The organism is Streptomyces beihaiensis, from assembly GCF_026274175.1.
GTDB lineage: Bacteria > Actinomycetota > Actinomycetes > Streptomycetales > Streptomycetaceae > Streptomyces > Streptomyces beihaiensis.
In genome coordinates this window covers 35,696-54,750 of record NZ_JAPHNL010000124.1, presented here as the reverse complement: position 1 = coordinate 54,750, position 19,055 = coordinate 35,696, and the positions used below count along the sequence as shown (strand labels likewise).

Here is a 19,055-nt window from a genome sequence, read left to right as displayed (position 1 = left end):
CGCCCCAGGGAACGGTGAGGGCATGAGCGAGACAGAGAACATGACAGGCAAGGCACTCCTGGAGGGCGGCCCGCTGGACCTGGCCGAGCGGGTCGTCCCCGTCGCCTCCCCCGGCGCGGACGTGAAGGTCCAGCACCGCAACGGCTACGAGCACTTCCGCCCCACCCAGCGGCGGGCCGAGACGGAGGACGGGGAGGAACTGCCCGTGTACGAGTGGTGGGAGCGGACCGAGATGCCCGGATAGGCAACCGGGCAGGGCTCCGGCGCTCCGGTCCCACGTAGGCTGCCGCCGTCGCAGCGCATGGCCCGCTGTTGTCACGGCGGCCAGGAGGGGGAGCGGGACTCGTGATACTGAGCGGGGAACGGCCACACATGGTCGCGACCACGGACGACCACGCGGTCACCACGGCCGAACTCTTCTTCGACCTCGTGTTCGTGTACGCGATCACACAGGTCACCGGTCTGATGGCCGCCCACCCGGTGCCGGTCCGGGTGGGCGGCGCCATGGTCGTGCTCGCACTGCTGTGGTGGTGCTGGTCGTGCTTCGCCTGGCTGGGCAATGTCGTACGGGCCGACTCGGGACCCGTGTTCGCGGTCCTGGTGACCGTGATGGCGGTCGTGTTCATCGTGTCGCTGGAGGTGCCCAGCGTCTACGGGCAGGGGCTCGGGCACGGGCTCGGGCCTGGACACGAGCACGTGCACGGCTCCGACGGGTTGCCGTCGGCGTTCGTGTTCGTCGTCTGCTACGGCCTGGTGCGGCTGCTGCACCTGGTCTCGTACTGGATCTCGGCGCCGGAGGACACGGCGTTGCGGGCGACCCTGCGGCGTACCGCGCTGATCTCGGTGGCGCCGCCGTTCGTGCTGCTGCTGATCGGCGCCGCATATCAGGGAACCGCCCGACTCTCCCTGTGGGCGGCGGCCGTTGTGCTCGACTACGCCGGGGTGTTCATCACCGCGACGGGCGCCTCCGGGTGGCGGGTGAGGTCCGCGGGGCACTTCTCCGAACGGCACGGCCTGATCGTGATCATCGCGCTCGGTGAGTCGATCGTGGCCATGGGCGTCGGGGTGTCCGGCTACCCGCTGACCGGCCCGGTCGTCGCGGCGTGCGTCGCGGGACTGCTGTACGCGGCGGCGCTGTGGTGGCTGTACTTCAAGGAGTTCGGCCCGGCCGCCGAGGAACGGGTCGCCGAACTCGACGGAAGCGCGCGCATGCGGGTCGCCCGGGACGTCTACACGTATCTGCACCTGGTGCTCGTGGCGGGCATCGTCATCGGCGCCCTGGGGGTGAAGAAGGTACTCACGGACGTCGCCGCCACCGGTCGGCACGGCTTGGCCGAACCACTGCACGGCGTGGTGGCCTGGGCGTTGAGCGGCGGCGCGGGGCTGTTTCTGCTCGGGGCGTGGGCGATCACGCTGCGCGCCACGGGCCGCGGATCCACGACGCTGCTGGTCGCCGGGGTGTGCGGCCTGGCGGCGGGCCCGCTGACCGCCCACGTACCGGCCCTCGCCGCACTCTGGGCGCTCGCGCTGGCCGTGACGGCGGTGGTGGCGGCCACCGTCAGGGCCTCGCGCTCACCCCGGTGAGGTGGGCGAAGACCACGACGTTCGCCAGGTAGCCGGTGGCCCGGTCGTAGCTGCCGCCACAGGTGATCACACGGAGTTCGGGGCGGCCGCGTGGCTCGTACACCTCGGCCGTCGGGAAGGACGACTTCGCGTACGTGTGGACCGAGTCCACGCGGAACACGGCGGTGCGGCCGTCCTGGCGCTGTACGTCGACGCGGTCGCCGGAGTGGACTCGGCTCAGCGGGTAGAAGACGGCCGGGCCGTATTCGGTGTCGACGTGCCCGACGACGACAGCCGTGCCCTGACTGCCCGGCGTCGGGGCGCCCGTGTACCAGCCGGCGATCGTGGGACGGCTCAGCGGCGGCGGCATCAGGTGCCGGGCCTTGTCCAGGCCGACCGCGGTGAGCGGCGCGTCGACGCCGATGCGCGGGATGACGATGCGCTCGGGCTCGGAGCGGGGCAGGGCGCCGCCCGTGTCCGGCGCCTGGGTCTTCGCGGGCGCGGCGGACGTGGCCGCCCGTGGGCCGGGCAGGGCGCGGGACCCATGGTGGGCCGTGCACGCGGGCGCGACAAGCAGCAGGGCCAGCACCGACAGAAGCGCGGCGAGGGCGCGCCCCGCCTTGCGGGCGGGTACGCGCTCCTCGGTCCGGGGCTGCTCGGTCACCGGGCCGCCATGCCGCCGCCACCGGCGTTCACGCCGCCCGTCGGATAACGGTGGCCATGGCCACCGTGGCCGTGCGTCGGGGTGGGCTTCGGGGTGGGCTTCGGGGTCGGTCCCGGCGGCGTCGGCGTCGGGGTCGGGGTCGGCGTGGGACGCGGCGGCCTGCCGCAGGTCACCTCGAACACCTTGTGCTTGGCCGAGCCGTGCTCACCCGGCCAGGTCCAGGTCACCTTGTAGTGGCCCTTGGGCAGCGAGTACGGGTACGTGAAGCCGTGCCCGTTGCGCAGACGCAACGTGCCGTGCGTGATCTCCTTGCGGCCGGTGGGCGGGAGTTGGTAGATCTTCCACGTCACGCGGCGCACGGGCTGGAAGTTGAACGCGTCGAGGTAGAAGCGGCACACCTTGGGGTCGTTGCGCTGGTCGCTGACCTTGGTGGTGATCTTGTGGACCTTGATGTCACCGTTGTCGCCGGGCGCGGCGTGCGCGCCGATCGCGCCCGGCACGGCGACCAGGGTCGCGGCCAGGGGGACGGCGATCCCCGCGCTCTTGAGAAGAGCCTTCACTTTCATGCGATCTCCAGATCGTCAGTCGGAGTGGTGGTCACGGCGGCGCTCGCTCACTTGCCCGCCATACCGCCGCCGCCCGCGTTCACGCCGCCGGAGGGGTACTGGTGGTGACCCTTGTGGTGGTGGCCCTTGTGTGGCCGCTTGTGGTGGTGCCGCTTGTGGTGGTGGTGACCGCCGACGTGCGTGGGCGTCGGGGTCGGAGTCGGGGCTGAGGCGGGCGGGGTCGTGGCCGGCGGAGTTGTCGCCGGTGGAGTCGTGGCCGGCGGGGTCGTGGCCGGCGGAGTTGTCGCCGGTGGAGTCGTGGCCGGCGGGGTCGTGGCGGGCGGCGTCGTGGCGGGCGGGGTCCAGCCCGAAGCGGGCGGGCTCGGCGGAACCGACCTGGGCGGCCGCGAGCTCGGGGGAGCCGTCGTCGGCGGGACGGTTCCGGGCGGGGTCTCGCCCGGCGGGGTCTCGCCCGGCGGCGTCCAGGTCGGCGGGGCCGAGACCGGCGGGCACACGGTGTAGTCCGCGCAGAGCCCGGGGCCGGGACTCCCCTCGCCGAACCCCTGACTGACGTGATGGGCCTTGCCGTCGACACCACCCCCGGGCGCGGCCTGCGCGCCCATCACACTCGGTACCGCGACGAGGGCGGCCACCAGGGGAACGGTCGCCCCGGCGCCCTTCAGAAGAACCTTCGCCTTCATGCGATCTCCAGCTTGTCGTTCCGTATGACAGTCGCACTGGCGCGACCACCGCCGAACAATGTGGAGCCCGCCGCCCGAGGACGTACGCCGGACACGACCGACACGCGGCGACGACCACTCGTCCGCACCCAGGCCGACCACTCGACCGGCGTCACAGTCAGTGCCCGGGGCGGCGTGTACGCTGGAGCGGAGAAAGCGAAGGGGAGTAGCCCCGCGAACCGGTCGTCGACACACTGGAACCCCCGGGTTCCCGGTGGCCGGGCCCAGCCGACAGGACGGTCAGAACCGTCGGAACTGTCACGACGCTCGGGCGGGCGAGACCTTCGACCAGGCAGTCATGTCCACTGCCGGGTCGAGTGGTCCTCCTGGCGCAGACAGCGGGTGGGTTCGCGAAGACCCGGCCCGTACGGAAAGCGCCCCGACTCCATGCACCTCGATCTCGACCCCCTGGCGATCGTCACCGCCTTCGGGCTGATCTTCCTCGCCGAGCTGCCCGACAAGACCATGTTCGCCTCGCTGGCCATGGGCACCCGGATGAAACCGCTGTACGTGTGGTTCGGCACGTCCGCGGCCTTCATCGTGCACGTGGCCATCGCCGTCGGCGCGGGCTCGCTGCTCGGGATGCTGCCCGGATGGAGCGTGAAGCTCGTCTCGGCGCTGCTGTTCGGGTTCGGCGCGTTCATGCTGCTGCGCGGCGGCGACGGCGACGAGGACGGCGACGACGCCGCGTCCGCGCGCACCGTCACCGGCTTCTGGCCGGTCTTCGGCACCGCCTTCATGGCCGTGTTCATCAGCGAGTGGGGCGACCTCACGCAGATCACCACGGCCAACCTCGCCGCGACGAACGGCACCTGGTCCACGGCCGTCGGCTCCGCCGCCGCTTTGATGTCCGTCTCCGCGCTCGCCCTGGTCGCCGGGCGGTTCATCGCCAAGCGGGTCCCGCTGAAGACCGTGCAGCGAGTGGGCGGCGTGTGCATGCTCGGGCTCGCCGTGTGGTCGCTGGTGGAGGTGTTCGCCGCCTGACCCTTGTCGATACACGAACGTATCGAATACGTTCGTGTATCGAACCGGTCCCGGCCAGGAAGGCGACGACCATGGCGACCACGACCGTCACCCGGCGGCGCGCCCGTACCCGGCAGCGGCTGCTCGACGCCGCGCTGCACACGTTCGCCGAGGAGGGGTTCGGGCGGACCACCGTCGAGCAGGTCTGTGAGCGGGCCGGGTTCACGCGCGGCGCCTTCTACTCCAACTTCTCCTCCCTCGACGAGCTGTTCCTCGCCCTGTGGGAGGAGCGGTCGGCGCGCATGCTCGACGAGGTGCGGGCCGCCCTCGCCGACCTCGACCCGGACGACCCCGAGGCCGCCGTGCGGGCCGCCGTCGCCGCCGCACCCGTCGACGACGCCTGGTACCGGATCACCGCCGAGTTCACCGCGCACGCCCTGCGCAACCCGGGCCTTCGCCGCGTCATGGCCGCCCGCGAGGCCGCCATCAGGGACGCGGTCCTGCCGGTGCTCGTCGCCGCGCTCGAACGGCTCGGGCGGCGCGTGCCCGACGAGCGGGCCCTGGGCGACGCGCTGGTGGCCGTGCACGACGGGACGGCCGTCCAGGTCCTGACGCAGCCCGACGACGACGCCGTACGGGCCCGGCGGCAGGCCCTGTTCATGAACGTACTGGACGTCTACAGCACACCGGAGGACAGCGCGTGAGTGACCTGAGCGAAATGAGCGGTGCGAGCGGCGCGAGTGGTGCGAGTGGCGACAAGGCCGATGTCATCGTCGTGGGGGCCGGGCTCGCCGGGCTCGTGGCCACGTACGAACTGACCCGCGCGGGCAAGCGCGTCCTCGTCGTCGACCAGGAGAACGAGGCCAACCTCGGCGGGCAGGCATTCTGGTCGCTCGGCGGGCTCTTCCTCGTCGACAGCCCCGAGCAGCGGCGGATGGGCATCAAGGACTCGCGCGAACTCGCCCTGGCCGACTGGCTGGGCTCGGCGGGCTTCGACCGCGAGCGCGAGGACCACTGGCCGCGCAAGTGGGCCGAGGCGTACGTGGACTTCGCGGCGGGCGAGAAGCGTGACTACCTGTACGGGCTCGGGCTGCGGCTCACCCCGAACGTCGGCTGGGCCGAACGCGGCGCCGGAACCGCCACCGGGCACGGCAACTCGGTGCCGCGCTTCCACATCACCTGGGGCACGGGCCCCGAGGTCGTCCGGGTCTTCCGCGAGCCGGTCCTCGCGGCCGCCGCGCGGGGCCTTGTCACCTTCAAGTACCGGCATCGCGTGGACGAGCTGGTGGTGGAGGACGGGGCCGCCGTCGGGGTGCGGGGGGCCGTGCTCGAACCGTCCGACCAGGCGCGTGGTGTCGCCTCCTCGCGAAAGAGCGTCGGCGAGTTCGAGCTGCGCGCCCAGGCCGTGCTCGTCACCTCCGGCGGTATCGGCGGCAACCAGGAACTGGTCAGGAAGAACTGGCCGGTCGACCGGGTCGGGCCCGCGCCCTCGTCCATGGTGACCGGTGTGCCCGCGTACGTCGACGGGCGCATGCTCGGCATCAGCGAGGAGGCGGGCGCGTCGATCGTCAACCGTGACCGCATGTGGCACTACACCGAGGGCGTCAAGAACTGGGACCCGATCTGGCCCGGACACGGCATCCGGATCATCCCCGGCCCGTCGTCGCTGTGGCTGGACGCGACCGGCAGACGACTGCCCGCGCCGCTCTTCCCCGGACACGACACCCTCGCCACCCTCAAGCACATCACCGCCTCCGGGCACGACCACACCTGGTTCGTGCTCACCCGGGCCATCGTCGAGAAGGAGTTCGCGCTCTCCGGGTCCGAGCAGAACCCCGACATCACCGGCAAGGATCTGAAGCTGGTGCTGCAACGGGTCAAGAAGGGGGCTCCCGGCCCCATTCAGGCGTTCCTCGACCGCGGGGCCGATTTTGTGGTACGGCGCGATCTGAAGGATCTCGTCGCCGGGATGAACGAGCTGACGCCCTCGACCCCCGTCTCGTACGAGCAGGTCGAGCGGGAGATCGTCGCCCGGGACCGGGAGGCCGGGCACGGGTATTCCAAGGACCTCCAGCTGATGGCCGTGCGCAACGCGCGGGCGTACCTGCCCGACCGCATCACCCGTGTCGCCAAGCCGCACCGGCTGCTCGACCCCGCGCACGGGCCGCTGATCGCCGTCCGGCTGCACGTGCTGACGCGCAAGACGCTCGGCGGGCTTGAGACCACCCTTGAGTCGCAGGTCGTACGGCCGGACGGCGAGGTGTTCGACGGGCTGTACGCGGCCGGTGAGGTCGCCGGATTCGGCGGGGGCGGCGTGCACGGGTACAACGCCCTCGAAGGGACCTTCCTCGGCGGGTGCGTATTCTCCGGGCGGGCCGCCGGACGCTCTCTCGCGCGCAGGCTCGCATGAGTGCGGCCACCCCGGCCACCCCGGCCACCCCGGACGCCGGTACGACCGCCGGTACGGCCCTCGTCACGGGGGCGTCGTCCGGGATCGGCGCCGCCGTCGCCGCCGCGCTGGTACGGCGCGGGTACCGGGTGTACGGGACCAGCCGGGACCCGGAGCGGGTCCAGTCGCCGGTGGACGGCGTGACCTACCTCGCGCTCGACCTCACCGACGAAGCCTCCATCGAGGCGTGCGCCGTCGCCGCCGGCGAGGTGGACGTGCTCGTCAACAACGCCGGGGAATCGCAGAGCGGGCCCTTCGAGGAACTGCCCATGGACGCGGTGCGGCGGCTGTTCCAGCTGAACGTGTTCGGAGCGGTGCGGCTCAGTCAGCTGCTCCTGCCCGGCATGCGGGAGCGGCGGCGCGGGCGGGTGGTCATGGTCGGCTCCATGCTCGCCAGCTTCCCGCTCGCCCACCGGTCCTCGTACGTCGCCTCGAAGGCGGCGATCAAGGGGTTCGCCAGTGCGGCGCGGCGGGAGTACGCGCCGTACGGGGTGGGTGTGACGACGGTGGAGCCGGGGGCCATCGCGACCGGGATCAGCGCGCGGCGTACCCAGTACGTGGCGGACGGGTCACCGTTCCAGGACGCGTACGAGACGATGCTGTCGCGGCTCAACCACCATGAGGCGCACGGAACTTCAGCCGAGAAGGTCGCCGCGAAGGTGGTCGCGGCCATCGAGGCCCGGCGGCCCCGGCAGCTCTACGCCGTGGGCAACGCGGCGCCGGTCGTGTTCGCGCTGCGGCGGATTCTGCCGCGCGGGGCGACGGAGTTCATGGTCCACCGCAGGCACGGGCTGCGGTGAAAGTTCCTGGTTGAACAGATATATGCGCCGGGTATTCCGGCGCACGCCGCGTAGGCGTACATTCCAGTCACCGTCGTCGCCGCGCGCGGGACGCTCTGATGAACGGGGTCGGCGCCGTTCATCCCTGGTTCCGCCGTGCCCGGCCGACGCGAGGCGGGCCCGGCCGCTCCCCCGGACGCTCCCTGGGCCGGGCCCTGCCGCCACGGGGGTCCTTGGGGGACCATGGGGGGCATGACTGAGAGCAACGGGGCGCAGAATCCCGCGCCCACGCCGTCCATGCCCGACTGGGAGAAGCGGTTCCGCGCACCACGTGTCTCCCTGCCCGACTGGGCACAGGACGCCCCGCACCGCTCGCTGTTCGTGTCGAACGCGACGGGCACGTACGAGCTGTACGCGTGGGACAGGACCACCGGAGAGCAGCGGCAGGCCACGGACCGGGCCAACGGGACGACGGACGGCGTGCTCTCCCCGGACGGCGGCTGGATCTGGTGGTTCGACGACACGGACGGCGACGAGTTCGGGGTGTGGCGGCGCCAGCCGTTCGACGGTGGCGACGACAGCGAGGCCGTGCCGGGCCTCGCCCCCTCCTACCCGGCCGGTCTCGCGCTCGGCCGCGACGGGCACACGGCGGTCGTCGGCCGGTCCACGGACGAGGACGGCACGACCATCCACGTCGTACGCCCCGGCTCACAGGACCCGGTCGAGATCTACCGGCACCGCGAGTCCGCGGGCGTCGGCGACCTCAGCCACGACGGCACGCTCATCGCGATCGAGCACACCGAGCACGGCGACGCGATGCACTCGTCGCTGCGCGTCGTCCGCCTCGACGGCTCGACCGTCGCCGAACTCGACGACACGGCGGGCGGCACGAAGGAGCTGGGGCTTGAGGTCCTCGGCTTCGCGCCGGTGGACGGCGACACGCGCCTTCTCGTCGGGCACCAGCGCCGCGGCCGCTGGGAGCCCATGGTCTGGGACGTGGCGAGCGGGGAGCAGCACGACCTCGCGCTCGATCTGCCGGGCGACGTGTCCGCCGAGTGGTACCCGGACGGCTCGGCGCTGCTGATCGCGCACAGCTTCGAGGCCCGCGGCGAGCTGTTCCGCCACGACCTCGCGAGCGCCCGTACGACCAGGCTCGACACCCCCGTCGGCTCGGTGTCGGGCGCGGCCGCCCGCCCGGACGGCAGCGTCGAGTACCTGTGGTCGTCGGCCGCCGAGCCGCCCGCCGTCCGCTCCACCGAGGGCGGCGTGGTGCTCGACCCGCCCGGCATGAGGGCGCCGCGGTCGGTGCCCGTGGAGGACGTGTGGGTGGACGGGCCCGGCGGGCGCGTCCACGCCCTCGTGCAGAAGCCCGAGGGGGCGAGCGGGCCGCTCCCCACCGTTTTCGAGGTGCACGGCGGGCCGACCTGGCACGACTCGGACTCGTTCGCGGCGGGGCCCGCCGCCTGGGTCGACCACGGGTTCGCGGTGGTGCGGGTCAACTACCGCGGCTCGACCGGGTACGGGCGGGAGTGGACGGACGCGCTCAAGCACCGCGTCGGCCTCATCGAGCTGGAGGACATCGCGGCGGTCCGCGAGTGGGCGATCACGTCCGGCCTTGCCGACCCCGACCGGCTCGTCCTGGCGGGCGGCTCCTGGGGCGGCTATCTGACCCTGCTCGGCCTCGGCACGCAGCCGGGCTCGTGGACGGTGGGGCTCGCGGCGGTGCCCGTCGCCGACTACGTGGCGGCGTACGAGGACGAGATGGAGGCGCTCAAGGCCCTCGACCGCACGCTCTTCGGCGGCTCGCCCGAACAGGTGCCCGAGCGGTTCACGGCGTCGTCGCCGCTGACGTACGTCGACGACGTGAAGGCCCCCGTCTTCATCTCCGCCGGGGTCAACGACCCGCGCTGCCCGATCCGCCAGATCGACAACTACGTCGACCGGCTCGCGGCGCGCGAGGCGGTCCACGAGGTGTACCGGTACGACGCCGGGCACGGCTCGCTCGTCGTCGACGAGCGGATCAAGCAGCTCGGCCTCGAACTGGACTTCGCGCGGCGCCACCTGCCCAGGTGAGCGGCGGCCGTCGGGGCGGGGGGCGCGGTACGGGTCCTCACATCGGACCCGTACCGTGGACGGTGTGTACCGGTTCCTGCTGACTCCCCGCTGGTGGGGGATCAACCTCTTCGTCGTCCTGGCGATCCCCGTGTGCGTCTTCATGGGCTCGTGGCAGCTGAGCCGCTTCGAGGCCCGGGTGCAGGAGCACCGCGACGCCTCGCAGCAGTCGCTGGCGAACAAGCAGGAGGCCCCCGAGCCGCTCGGCTCGCTGCTGCCCGTGAGCACGAAGACCTCCGGCAAGCAGGCCGAGGCGACCGGCCGCTACGACAGGCAGTTCCTGGTCCCCGGCCGCGAGCTCGACAAGCGCGACGGCTTCTACGTGGTCACACTGCTGCGCACCGAGACCTCCGGCGGCAAGCCCGGCAAGGCGGTCCCGGTCGTGCGCGGCTGGCTGCCCGGCCCGGCGTCCGCCGCGAAGGCGCCGGCGCCGCCGAAGGGCGAGGTCACGGTGGTCGGCGCGCTCCAGGCGTCGGAGACGGCGCAGTCGGACGGCGTGACGGCGGCCGGTGGCCTGCCCTCGGGCCAGGTCGGCATCATCAGCGCGGCGTCGCTCGTCAACCTGGTGCCGTACGGCGTCTACGACGGGTGGATCACGCTCGACAAGGCGGACTCCGGCATGACGGCGGTCCCGGCCTCGGCCCCGCAGGGCAGCGGCCTCGACCTCAAGGCATTCCAGAACCTCGGCTACACCGGCGAGTGGTTCGTCTTCGCGGGCTTCGTCCTGTTCATGTGGTTCCGCCTGGTCAGGAGAGAGGCGGAGGCGCTCCGCGACGCGCGGATGGGCGTGGCCGCCCCGGCACAAGCCCCGTAGGGCCGCGCTCAGGGCGACGACGCGGGCAGCACACCCGTCCGGTACACCGTCCCGGCGCACGCGTTCGCAATCGTCGCGGCCGCGCTCGGGTCGCCCGGCTCCGCCGTGTGGGACACGGCGACGCTGCCGTCACCCGAGCCTCCCGTGCCGGTACCGGCGTCCGTCCCGGTCCCCATCTGCGTGGACATCCCGGAGGACGTCGTCGCGGTCGACGTGGCGGCCGCGTGGTCGGCGGTGCCGCCGGTGCCGCCAGTGCTGCCGCCGCCGGAGGCGGACGGCGAGGGTGACGGCGACGCCGTGGCGTCCCCGCCGGTCGAGCCCGTGCCACCGCCGGACGGCGTGCACGCGGCGGACGGCACCCAGGCGAAGCGGATCTCGTACGCCATCCCCGGCTTGAGGACGATCTGGTCCACCTCGGTCGAGGGGTCGGGCAGGCCGGTCGCGGCGTCGCCCTTGGTGTGGTCGACGACGCTCACCTTCGTGGCGTCGGCGGCGCCCTGCGCGATGGTCTGCACCGTGCCCGGACCGTCGACCGTGCAGCTGTCCTTGGAGATGTTCGAGACGCGGAACGAGCCGTAGACCTTGCCGTCGGCGTCGGGGTTGCCGATGCTCGCCGTCGCGGTGAGCTCGTCGGCCGCGCAGGTGGGCGAGGTGACGGCCTCGGTGGCGTCGGGGCTCGGCGTGGCCGGCTTCCCGTGCGTCCTGCCGGTGCCCGTCCTGCCGCCCGAGCCGCCGACGGTGCCACCCACCTGCTTGGACCGGCCCGCGTCGGCGGAGGCCGAGGACGTGCCCGCGACGCTGTGCTCGGCCTCGCTGTGCCCGGCGATGGCCGGGTCCACGCCGCTGATGCCGCCGTTCGCCACGTGCAGCGCCGCCGGGACCGCGAGAGCGACCAGGACGCTCGCGGCGATACCGCCCACGAGGGCCTGTCGCTTGCGGGCGCGCCGGGCGGGCACGGCGCGGCGCAGCTTGTCCAGGGAACCGTCGGACGGCTCGATGTCCGCCACGGCCTGACGCATCAGCTGCCGCAGGGCCTCGTCGCCCTCGCCCTCGTTCTCGGCGCCGGTGCGACGGTGCGGGGGGCCGTCGTTCACGTTGGTGTTCCCAGCCTGCTCGTCGAACTCGTCCTGCTCGAAGTACGCGTCGTACTCGTTCCGCTCATGCCGCTCACGCCGCTCGAACCGCTCGCGCGGCTCGTCGCCGGGGCTCATCAGGATGCCTCCATGGCCACGCGGAGCGCGGCGATGCCCCGGGAGCCGTACGCCTTGACCGAACCCAGGGATATCCCGAGCGCCTCGGCGACCTGCGCCTCGGTCATGTCCGCGAAGTAGCGCAGCACGAGGACCTCGCGCTGGCGGCGCTGGAGCCCGCGCAGCGCCTTCTTCAGGGCGTCGCGCTCCAGCAGGTCGTACGCGCCCTCCTCCGCGCTCGCCATGTCGGGCATCGGCTTGGTGAGCAGTTTCAGGCCGAGGATGCGGCGGCGCAGCGTGGACCGGGAGAGGTTCACGACGGTCTGCCGCAGATAGGCGAGGGTCTTCTGCGGGTCGCGGACCCGCTTGCGGGCGGAGTGCACCCGTATGAACGCCTCCTGGACGACGTCCTCGCAGGACGCGGTGTCGTCGAGGAGCAGCGCCGCGAGGCCGAGCAGGGAGCGGTAGTGGGCGCGATAGGTCTCGGTGAGGTGGTCGACGGTCGTGCCGGCGGCGTCCGCCGCCACGTCAGCGCCCTGTGCCTGTGCCGGAATGTGTGCGGGCCGCGCTGCGGGCATGGGCGCGATCACCGGCATGCCGCCGGCCGCCGCCCTGCGGGGGCGGGGCCGGGTCGTGCCGGGCGGGCGCGGGGCGATACCGCGCGCCCGCGCCGCTGTGAAGTCGAGTACCTCTGCTGCCACGTCTGTTGGACACGCTTCCCCCCGTCAGGGTTGTACGCGTCAGGCGCACCTTTTGCGACGGGCTGGGTCATCGTCACCGATGCCGTCGCGATCCATGCCGACATGCGTACCTACTCTTCCCCTATGCCCCAATTGCCCTATGTGAGCCAACCCCTCCGAAGAGTGACCACACAGACGCCCCCCGGGCCGCCCGCGGTTGCGAGGCGGTGGGAAATCTTCGAACGCGAACCCCCACGGACGCAAGTGGTCTAGACCAAATTGCAACGCGGACGCCACGCGGAGACTCACAGAAAACACACAAAGGCCGACCAAACACTGCGGCCAGTGTGAACAGCGCCACGTCGACAGTCGTGAACAGCGCCACGTCGACAGTCGTGAACCGCTCAGGAGTCGACAGACGTGAACCGCTCAGGAACCGGTGAACTCCCCCGCCAACAGCTCCGCGATCTGCGCCGTGTTGAGCGCCGCGCCCTTGCGTAGGTTGTCCCCGCACACGAACAACTCCATCCCCGTCGGATCGTCGAGCGAACGCCGCACGCGCCCCACCCACGTCGGATCGGTGCCCACCACGTCGGCGGGCGTCGGGAACTCCCCGGCCTCCGGGTTGTCGAACAGCACGACACCGGGCGCGGTCGCCAGGATCTCGCGCGCCCGCCCCACCGTGACCTCCCGCTGGAACCGGGCGTGCACGGTCACCGAGTGCGCGGTCACCACGGGAACGCGTACGCACGTCACCGCGACCGGCAGATCGGGCAGGCCGAGGATCTTGCGGGACTCGTCCCGCACCTTCATCTCCTCCGACGACCAGCCGTCCTCGCGCGGCGTCCCCACCCACGGCACCACGTTGAGCGCCACCGGCTCGGGGAAGGGGCCCGTCGCGTCACCGACGACGCGGCGCACGTCCCCGGGGTTCGTGCCGAGCTCCGTACCGGCGACGAGCGACAGCTGCGCGCGCAGCGTCTCCACGCCGGAGCGCCCGGCCCCGCTCACCGCCTGGTACGAGGAGACGACCAGCTCACGTACCCCGTACTCGGCGTGCAGCGCGCCGACCGCCACGATCATCGAGAGCGTGGTGCAGTTGGGCGTGGCGACGATGCCGCGCGGGCGCACGCGCGCGGCGTGCGGATTGACCTCGGGGACGACCAGCGGCACGTCCGGGTCCATGCGGAAGGCCGCCGAGTTGTCGACGACGACCGCGCCCTTGGCGGCGGCGACCGGCGCCCACTGGGCGGCCACGTCGTCGGGCACGTCGAACATGGCGACGTCGACCCCGTCGAAGACGGACTCCTCCAGGGCCACGACCTCGACCTCCTCGCCGCGCACGGCGAGCTTGCGCCCGGCCGAGCGGGCGGAGGCGACGAGCCGGATCTCGCCCCAGATGTCCGCGTGCTGGGAGAGGATCTGCAACAGGACGGCGCCGACGCTCCCGGTCGCTCCCACGACCGCGAGCGTCGGGCGCCGCCCGGCTGCCGCTGAGGCGTCGGCCATCAGCGGCCGGTGCCTCCGTAGACCACGGCCTCGTCGCTCTCCGAGTCCAGACCGAACTCGGTGTGCACCGCGCGCACGGCCTCCTTGACGTCGTCGGCGCGCGTCACGACCGAGATGCGGATCTCGGACGTCGAGATCAGCTCGATGTTCACGCCCGCGCCGCTGAGCGCCTCGAAGAAGCCCGCGGTCACGCCCGGGTTGGTCTTCATACCGGCGCCGACGAGGGAGATCTTGGCGATCTGGTCGTCGTAGCGCAGCGAGTCGAAGCCGACGAGGGCCTTCTGCTTCTCCAGGGCCTCCATGGCCTTGCGGCCCTCGGTCTTGGGCAGCGTGAAGGAGATGTCCGTCAGGCCGGTCGACGCGGCCGAGACGTTCTGCACGACCATGTCGATGTTGATCTCGGCGTCCGCGATGGCGCGGAAGATACGAGCGGCCTCGCCCGGCTTGTCCGGGACACCGACGACGGTGACCTTCGCCTCTGAGGTGTCGTGTGCGACACCGGAGATGAGCGCCTGCTCCACGGGCTTGTCCCCTTGCTTGATCGGTGTGCTGCTGACCCACGTGCCCTGCAGCCCGCTGAAGGAGGACCGCACGTGGATCGGGATGTTGTAGCGGCGCGCGTACTCCACACAGCGGTGGAGCAGCACCTTGGAACCGGAGCTGGCGAGCTCCAGCATGTCCTCGAAGGAGATCCAGTCGATCTTCCTGGCCTTCTTCACGACCCGCGGGTCGGCGGTGAACACGCCGTCGACGTCCGTGTAGATCTCGCAGACCTCGGCGTCGAGCGCGGCGGCGAGGGCGACCGCGGTCGTGTCGGACCCGCCACGGCCGAGCGTGGTGATGTCCTTCTTGTCCTGCGAGACGCCCTGGAACCCGGCGACGATCGCGATGTTGCCGCCGTCCAGGGACTGCTGGATACGGCCCGGCGTGACGTCGATGATCCGGGCTTTGTTGTGGACCGAGTCGGTGATGACGCCGGCCTGACTGCCCGTGAACGACTGGGCCTCGTGGCCCAGCTTTTTGATCGCCATGGCCAGCAGGGCCATGGAGATCCGCTCTCCGGCGGTCAGCAGCATGTCGAATTCGCGCCCGGCAGGCAGCGGAGATACCTGCTCGGCGAGATCGATCAACTCATCCGTCGTGTCGCCCATCGCGGACACCACGACAACCACCTGGTTGCCGTTCTTCTTGGTGTCGACGATCCGCTTGGCGACCCGCTTGATGCCCTCGGCATCGGCAACGGAGGAGCCTCCGTACTTCTGCACGACAAGGCCCACGTGCGCTCCTCGCTCAGTCCGTCTGTCACCGCACGTACGCGTGTACTGCGGTCGGCTCAGTTTAGCGAGCGGCCGAAATCCGCCCCGGTCGTCCCGGATCGTGAGATGTCCCGCTCATGATCCGGTCGCCGGGTTGATGAAGCGGAGTTCCGGCCACCCGGTTCGTCGCATGCCCGTCCTTGCCGGGGGCAACCCGGAAAGTGGGGCGGGTCACATGTTTTCGGGTCGGGGTCGACTGTTTTGCGCCGACGCGTGTCGTGCGCCTGCGCACCGTGGGAGGCCGCGCGCTCGCGGGTCGGGGGCGGCCCCGCCGTGGCTCGTCGCGCAGTTCCCCGCGCCGCTTCAGGGCCGCAGGCCCAACGGGCCCGCGATCTCCTCCGCCATGACCTTGCCGGCCTCCTCCTCCAGGCTTCCCTCGCCCGCCGCCAGGTCCTCGTCCGTGTCCAGGCCGTCCAGGTCCTGCAACGGCTGGTCGAGGCGGACGTGGGCCACCAGGGACTGGAGGGCGCGCAGGGTCGCCGAGGCGGTGGAGCCCCAGTTCGAGAAGTACGAGAACTGCCACCACCACAGCGCCTCGGTGACACGGCCCGCCCGGTAGTGGGCCATGCCGTGCCGCAGGTCCGTGATGACGTCCGCGAGGTCGTCCGAGATCCGCGCGGCGACCGGCGCCTTGCGCGGCTCGTACGGGTCGAAGACCTCCGAGTAGACGTCGACCGGTTCGAGCATCTTGGCGAGGCGTTCGCGCAGCTCGTCGACGTCCGGCTCGGGGCCGAGATCCGGCTCGTACCGCTCGTCCGGGACGATGTCCTCGTGCGCCCCGAGCCGCCCGCCCGCGAGCAGCAGCTGGGACACCTCCAGGAGCAGGAACGGAACGGCCGAATCGGGCTCGTCGCCCTTGGCGACCTCGGTCACCGCGACGATGAACGATTCGATCTGGTCGGAGATCTGGACCGCGAAGCTGTCGGGGTCCTGCGTGGTCGCGTGCAGCGTGGCGTCAGACATCTAGGAGTCGTCTCCCCTCGAAGGCACGGCCGAGTGTGACCTCGTCCGCGTACTCCAGGTCGCCCCCGACGGGGAGGCCGCTGGCCAGGCGGGTGACCTTCAGGCCCATGGGTTTGATCATGCGGGCCAGGTACGTCGCCGTGGCCTCGCCCTCCAGGTTGGGGTCGGTGGCCAGGATCAGCTCCGTGACCGTACCGTCGGCCAACCGCGCGAGAAGTTCTCGTATACGCAGGTCGTCGGGTCCGACACCCTCGATGGGGCTGATCGCGCCGCCCAGGACGTGGTAGCGGCCCCGGAACTCGCGGGTGCGTTCGATCGCGACGACGTCCTTGGGCTCCTCGACGACGCAGATGACCGCCGGGTCGCGGCGCTGGTCACGGCAGATGCCGCAGAGTTCCTCCTGCGCCACGTTGCCGCACGTGGCGCAGAAGCGGACCTTCGCCTTGACCTCCATCAGCGCCTGCGCGAGGCGCCGTACGTCGGTGGGTTCGGCCTGCAGCACGTGGAAGGCGATCCGCTGCGCGCTCTTGGGACCGACGCCGGGCAGCCTGCCCAGTTCGTCGATGAGGTCCTGGACCACGCCTTCGTACACGGATCTCCGCACCTTCCTCTTGTCGCGTTGTCGCGTTGTCGCGTTGTCGTGATTCGTACGGTAGCCGCGGCGGTGGCTAGAAGGGGAGCCCCGGGATGCCGCTGCCGCCGCCCAGGCCCTGGGCGAGCGGGCCGAGCTTCTGCTGCTGGAGGGTCTGCGCGTTCTCGTTGGCCGCCTGGACCGCCGCGACGACGAGGTCGGCGAGGGTCTCCGTGTCGTCCGGGTCGACCGCCTTCGGGTCGATGACGAGGCCGCGCAGCTCGCCGGAGCCGGACACGGTGGCCTTCACCAGGCCGCCGCCCGCCTGCCCGTCGACCTCGGTGCGCGCCAGCTCCTCCTGGGCCTGCGCGAGGTCCTGCTGCATCTTCTGGGCCTGCTGGAGCAGCTGCTGCATGTTGGGCTGGCCACCACCGGGGATCACGATCAGCTCCTTACGGGAAATACGGCTGTGAAACGAGCCTACGTGGTCCCGGGCACACCCGCCCCGGCACCTCGCACTGCACTCTTTCGGGTGAGAAAGGCAGCTCTCCTATACCTGATCAAGCCCCACTTCTGAGCGGAAAACTCGCGAAAACGGGAACTTGGCCACCCATTGGGCGGTAAGAAGATGCTGCACATTCAGCCCCAGCCGTAACAAGCCGCCGCCGTCAGTCGAGGGAGTGCCGGGTGAGTCAGCCGGAGATGCAGCCCGATGGACCGCCCCCGGACCGGGCCGGCGCGGGCAAGAACGGCGGCCACGGCGCCCGTGACCTGGCCGGACGGACCTTTCCGCTCGGCGACTGGGCCGAGCCCGCCGAGCGTCTCGACGAGCTGTACCGGTGGGTCGAGCAGGGCGCCCTGCGCACCGCCGCGTGGTACCTCGCCGACCGGGTGTGGAAGCGGCGGGCCGCGCGGGCGCTGCGGGCCGGGGCGGCGCTGGGGGCCCTGTGCGGGGGGCTGCTGCCGCTGCTCGACCTGACGGGGGTCGCGGGCGCAGGGGGCCGGGGCCTGGCCCCCTGGGGCTATCTGGCGCTCCTCGTGGCGGTGGGGTGCGCGGGCGCCGACCGCTACTTCGGGCTGACCTCCGGGTGGATAAGGGACGTCGCCACGGCGCAGGCCGTGCAGCGGCGGTTGCAGGTGCTGCAGTTCGACTGGGCGTCGGAGAGCGTACGAGAGGTACTCGGGCCGGCCGAGGGCACCGCGAGCGAGGCGGCCGAGCGGTGCCTCGGGGTGCTGCGGAGATTCACGGACGACGTGACGGAGCTGGTGCGGGCCGAGACGGCGGACTGGATGGTGGAGTTCCGCTCCGGCCCCGCGCCGCTCGGCCTGCAGTCGGCCGGGGTGGCGGGCGCCGCGGGCAGGGCGACGGAAGCGGCCCCGCAGGGCCGTTTCCCCCTGCCGCCCGGTGCGGCCCGCCCCAACATGCCGCGCCAGCGGCCCCCGGAACCGCGGTAGGCGGGCAAGGCGGCGGTCAGCTGAAGATGATCATCGAGCCCTGGGCCAGGCTGCGCGTGGCGGCCTGGTGCAGGCCCAACCACACGTGCCGCTCCCGCGCGAACGGCCCGTCGTCCGCGGGAGCCGGTGCCGCCGGTTCCTCCAGCTCCGTCGGCGCCGCCGGCGGCGCCGGGGGCAGCGGCGGGTTGGCCGGGTCGAGGCCGATCGCCTCGGCCACGTACTCCAGCTCCCGCAACAACGCGTGCGACGACCCCAGCGGCCCGCCGCCCTCAAGGAGTTCCTCGTTGGAGAGCGGGTGCGGGAAGTCCACCGGGACGTACGCGCCCGCGTGGTCGTAGTGCCACACCAGGTGCGACGCCTGGGCCGTCGGCTCGAACATCTCCAGGAGCTGCTCGTAGTCGCCGCCCAGCTCGTCGACCGGCGTCACCTCGAGGCCGCACAGCTGCAACAGGTACGCGCGGCGCAGAAAGTGCAGCGCGTCGTAGTCGAACCCCGCGACCGGCGCCACGTCACCGGAGAGCCCCGGCATGTACGAGTACACCGGCACCGATGGCAGTCCCGCCTCGTGCAACGCCTTGTCGTACAGCGCGAGTTCCTCGGAGAAAGGGTTGTCGGGGCTGTGGCACAGCACGTCGACGAGGGGAACGAGCCACAGGTCACAGGCCAAGGGGGCTCCTCGGGATCGTCGGGGGTGGCGTCGGGGGGTGGTGGTCGGGTCGTCAGGGTAGTTCCCGGACCCCGG

20 protein-coding genes are annotated in these 19,055 nt (G+C 71.9%); 10 read left to right on the top strand and 10 right to left on the bottom strand.

The annotated features are described in order from the left end of the window. Positions 1-22: 22 nt before the first annotated feature. Both OFY01_RS13685 and OFY01_RS13680 read left to right on the top strand, forming a co-directional pair. A complete protein-coding gene (locus OFY01_RS13685) occupies positions 23-244 on the top strand; it encodes a DUF5988 family protein (RefSeq protein ID WP_266599651.1) in 222 nt (73 codons plus the stop codon). 128 nt (positions 245-372) lie between these two features. Beyond that, positions 373-1,584: a low temperature requirement protein A gene (locus OFY01_RS13680; RefSeq protein ID WP_266599649.1), complete on the top strand. Its 1,212-nt coding sequence runs from the start codon at positions 373-375 to the stop codon at positions 1,582-1,584. Here OFY01_RS13680 and OFY01_RS13675 read toward each other — a convergent pair. Both OFY01_RS13675 and OFY01_RS13670 read right to left on the bottom strand, forming a co-directional pair. Beyond that, a complete protein-coding gene (locus OFY01_RS13675) occupies positions 1,559-2,227 on the bottom strand; it encodes a class F sortase (protein WP_266599647.1) in 669 nt (222 codons plus the stop codon). The two genes, OFY01_RS13680 and OFY01_RS13675, sit on opposite strands and share 26 nt — an antisense overlap. Further along, entirely contained in the window at positions 2,224-2,793 is a 570-nt protein-coding gene (locus OFY01_RS13670) for a hypothetical protein (RefSeq protein WP_266599645.1), read from the bottom strand. The genes OFY01_RS13675 and OFY01_RS13670 overlap by 4 nt, the downstream gene beginning before the upstream one ends. A gap of 222 nt (positions 2,794-3,015) precedes the next feature. Between OFY01_RS13670 and OFY01_RS13665 the strand changes: the two genes are divergently transcribed. The 7 genes from OFY01_RS13665 (at position 3,016) to OFY01_RS13635 (ending at position 10,629) form a co-directional block, all read left to right on the top strand. Further along, positions 3,016-3,294, top strand: a complete 279-nt coding sequence (locus OFY01_RS13665) for a hypothetical protein (protein ID WP_266599644.1) — start codon at positions 3,016-3,018, stop codon at positions 3,292-3,294. A 605-nt stretch (positions 3,295-3,899) separates the two neighbouring features. Continuing rightward, on the top strand, positions 3,900-4,496 hold the full coding sequence (locus OFY01_RS13660) for a TMEM165/GDT1 family protein (RefSeq protein ID WP_266599643.1): 597 nt from the start codon (positions 3,900-3,902) through the stop codon (positions 4,494-4,496). 71 nt (positions 4,497-4,567) lie between these two features. After that, on the top strand, positions 4,568-5,179 hold the full coding sequence (locus OFY01_RS13655) for a TetR/AcrR family transcriptional regulator (RefSeq protein WP_266599642.1): 612 nt from the start codon (positions 4,568-4,570) through the stop codon (positions 5,177-5,179). A gap of 14 nt (positions 5,180-5,193) precedes the next feature. Continuing rightward, a complete protein-coding gene (locus OFY01_RS13650; RefSeq protein ID WP_266599683.1) occupies positions 5,194-6,885 on the top strand; it encodes an FAD-binding dehydrogenase in 1,692 nt (563 codons plus the stop codon). Then, a complete protein-coding gene (locus OFY01_RS13645; protein ID WP_266599641.1) occupies positions 6,882-7,724 on the top strand; it encodes an SDR family oxidoreductase in 843 nt (280 codons plus the stop codon). The genes OFY01_RS13650 and OFY01_RS13645 overlap by 4 nt, the downstream gene beginning before the upstream one ends. A gap of 231 nt (positions 7,725-7,955) precedes the next feature. After that, on the top strand, positions 7,956-9,776 hold the full coding sequence (locus OFY01_RS13640; RefSeq protein ID WP_266599640.1) for a S9 family peptidase: 1,821 nt from the start codon (positions 7,956-7,958) through the stop codon (positions 9,774-9,776). A gap of 64 nt (positions 9,777-9,840) precedes the next feature. Then, positions 9,841-10,629, top strand: a complete 789-nt coding sequence (locus OFY01_RS13635) for an SURF1 family protein (protein WP_266599638.1) — start codon at positions 9,841-9,843, stop codon at positions 10,627-10,629. 8 nt (positions 10,630-10,637) lie between these two features. Here OFY01_RS13635 and OFY01_RS13630 read toward each other — a convergent pair whose 3' ends face one another. From OFY01_RS13630 to OFY01_RS13600, 7 genes are all read right to left on the bottom strand, one after another. Then, complete coding sequence (locus OFY01_RS13630; RefSeq protein WP_266599636.1) at positions 10,638-11,840, bottom strand: hypothetical protein; 1,203 nt, start codon at positions 11,838-11,840, stop codon at positions 10,638-10,640. Beyond that, positions 11,840-12,415 (bottom strand): SigE family RNA polymerase sigma factor, encoded by a 576-nt coding sequence (locus OFY01_RS13625; protein ID WP_266599681.1) that lies wholly within the window; start codon positions 12,413-12,415, stop codon positions 11,840-11,842. The genes OFY01_RS13630 and OFY01_RS13625 overlap by 1 nt, the downstream gene beginning before the upstream one ends. A 513-nt stretch (positions 12,416-12,928) precedes the next feature. After that, positions 12,929-14,008, bottom strand: a complete 1,080-nt coding sequence (locus tag OFY01_RS13620; RefSeq protein ID WP_266599634.1) for an aspartate-semialdehyde dehydrogenase — start codon at positions 14,006-14,008, stop codon at positions 12,929-12,931. After that, positions 14,008-15,285 (bottom strand): aspartate kinase, encoded by a 1,278-nt coding sequence (locus tag OFY01_RS13615; RefSeq protein ID WP_266599632.1) that lies wholly within the window; start codon positions 15,283-15,285, stop codon positions 14,008-14,010. The genes OFY01_RS13620 and OFY01_RS13615 overlap by 1 nt, the downstream gene beginning before the upstream one ends. A gap of 342 nt (positions 15,286-15,627) precedes the next feature. Then, positions 15,628-16,287, bottom strand: coding sequence for a DUF5063 domain-containing protein (locus OFY01_RS13610; RefSeq protein WP_266599630.1), 660 nt, complete (start codon positions 16,285-16,287; stop codon positions 15,628-15,630). Next, a complete protein-coding gene (gene recR, locus OFY01_RS13605) occupies positions 16,280-16,879 on the bottom strand; it encodes a recombination mediator RecR (RefSeq protein ID WP_266599628.1) in 600 nt (199 codons plus the stop codon). Before recR ends, OFY01_RS13610 begins: the two co-directional genes overlap by 8 nt. Before the next feature lie 76 nt (positions 16,880-16,955). Beyond that, complete coding sequence (locus tag OFY01_RS13600) at positions 16,956-17,300, bottom strand: YbaB/EbfC family nucleoid-associated protein (RefSeq protein WP_266599626.1); 345 nt, start codon at positions 17,298-17,300, stop codon at positions 16,956-16,958. Between the two features lie 245 nt (positions 17,301-17,545). Here OFY01_RS13600 and OFY01_RS13595 point away from each other — a divergent pair, with 245 nt between their 5' ends. Further along, the gene (locus OFY01_RS13595; RefSeq protein WP_266599624.1) at positions 17,546-18,313 is read left to right on the top strand and encodes an SLATT domain-containing protein; all 768 of its coding nucleotides are present in this window, start codon (positions 17,546-17,548) and stop codon (positions 18,311-18,313) included. A gap of 16 nt (positions 18,314-18,329) precedes the next feature. On the opposite strand, the gene OFY01_RS13590 is transcribed toward OFY01_RS13595, so the two are convergent. Beyond that, the gene (locus tag OFY01_RS13590; RefSeq protein WP_266599622.1) at positions 18,330-18,980 is read right to left on the bottom strand and encodes a hypothetical protein; all 651 of its coding nucleotides are present in this window, start codon (positions 18,978-18,980) and stop codon (positions 18,330-18,332) included. Between the last annotated feature and the right edge of the window lie 75 nt (positions 18,981-19,055).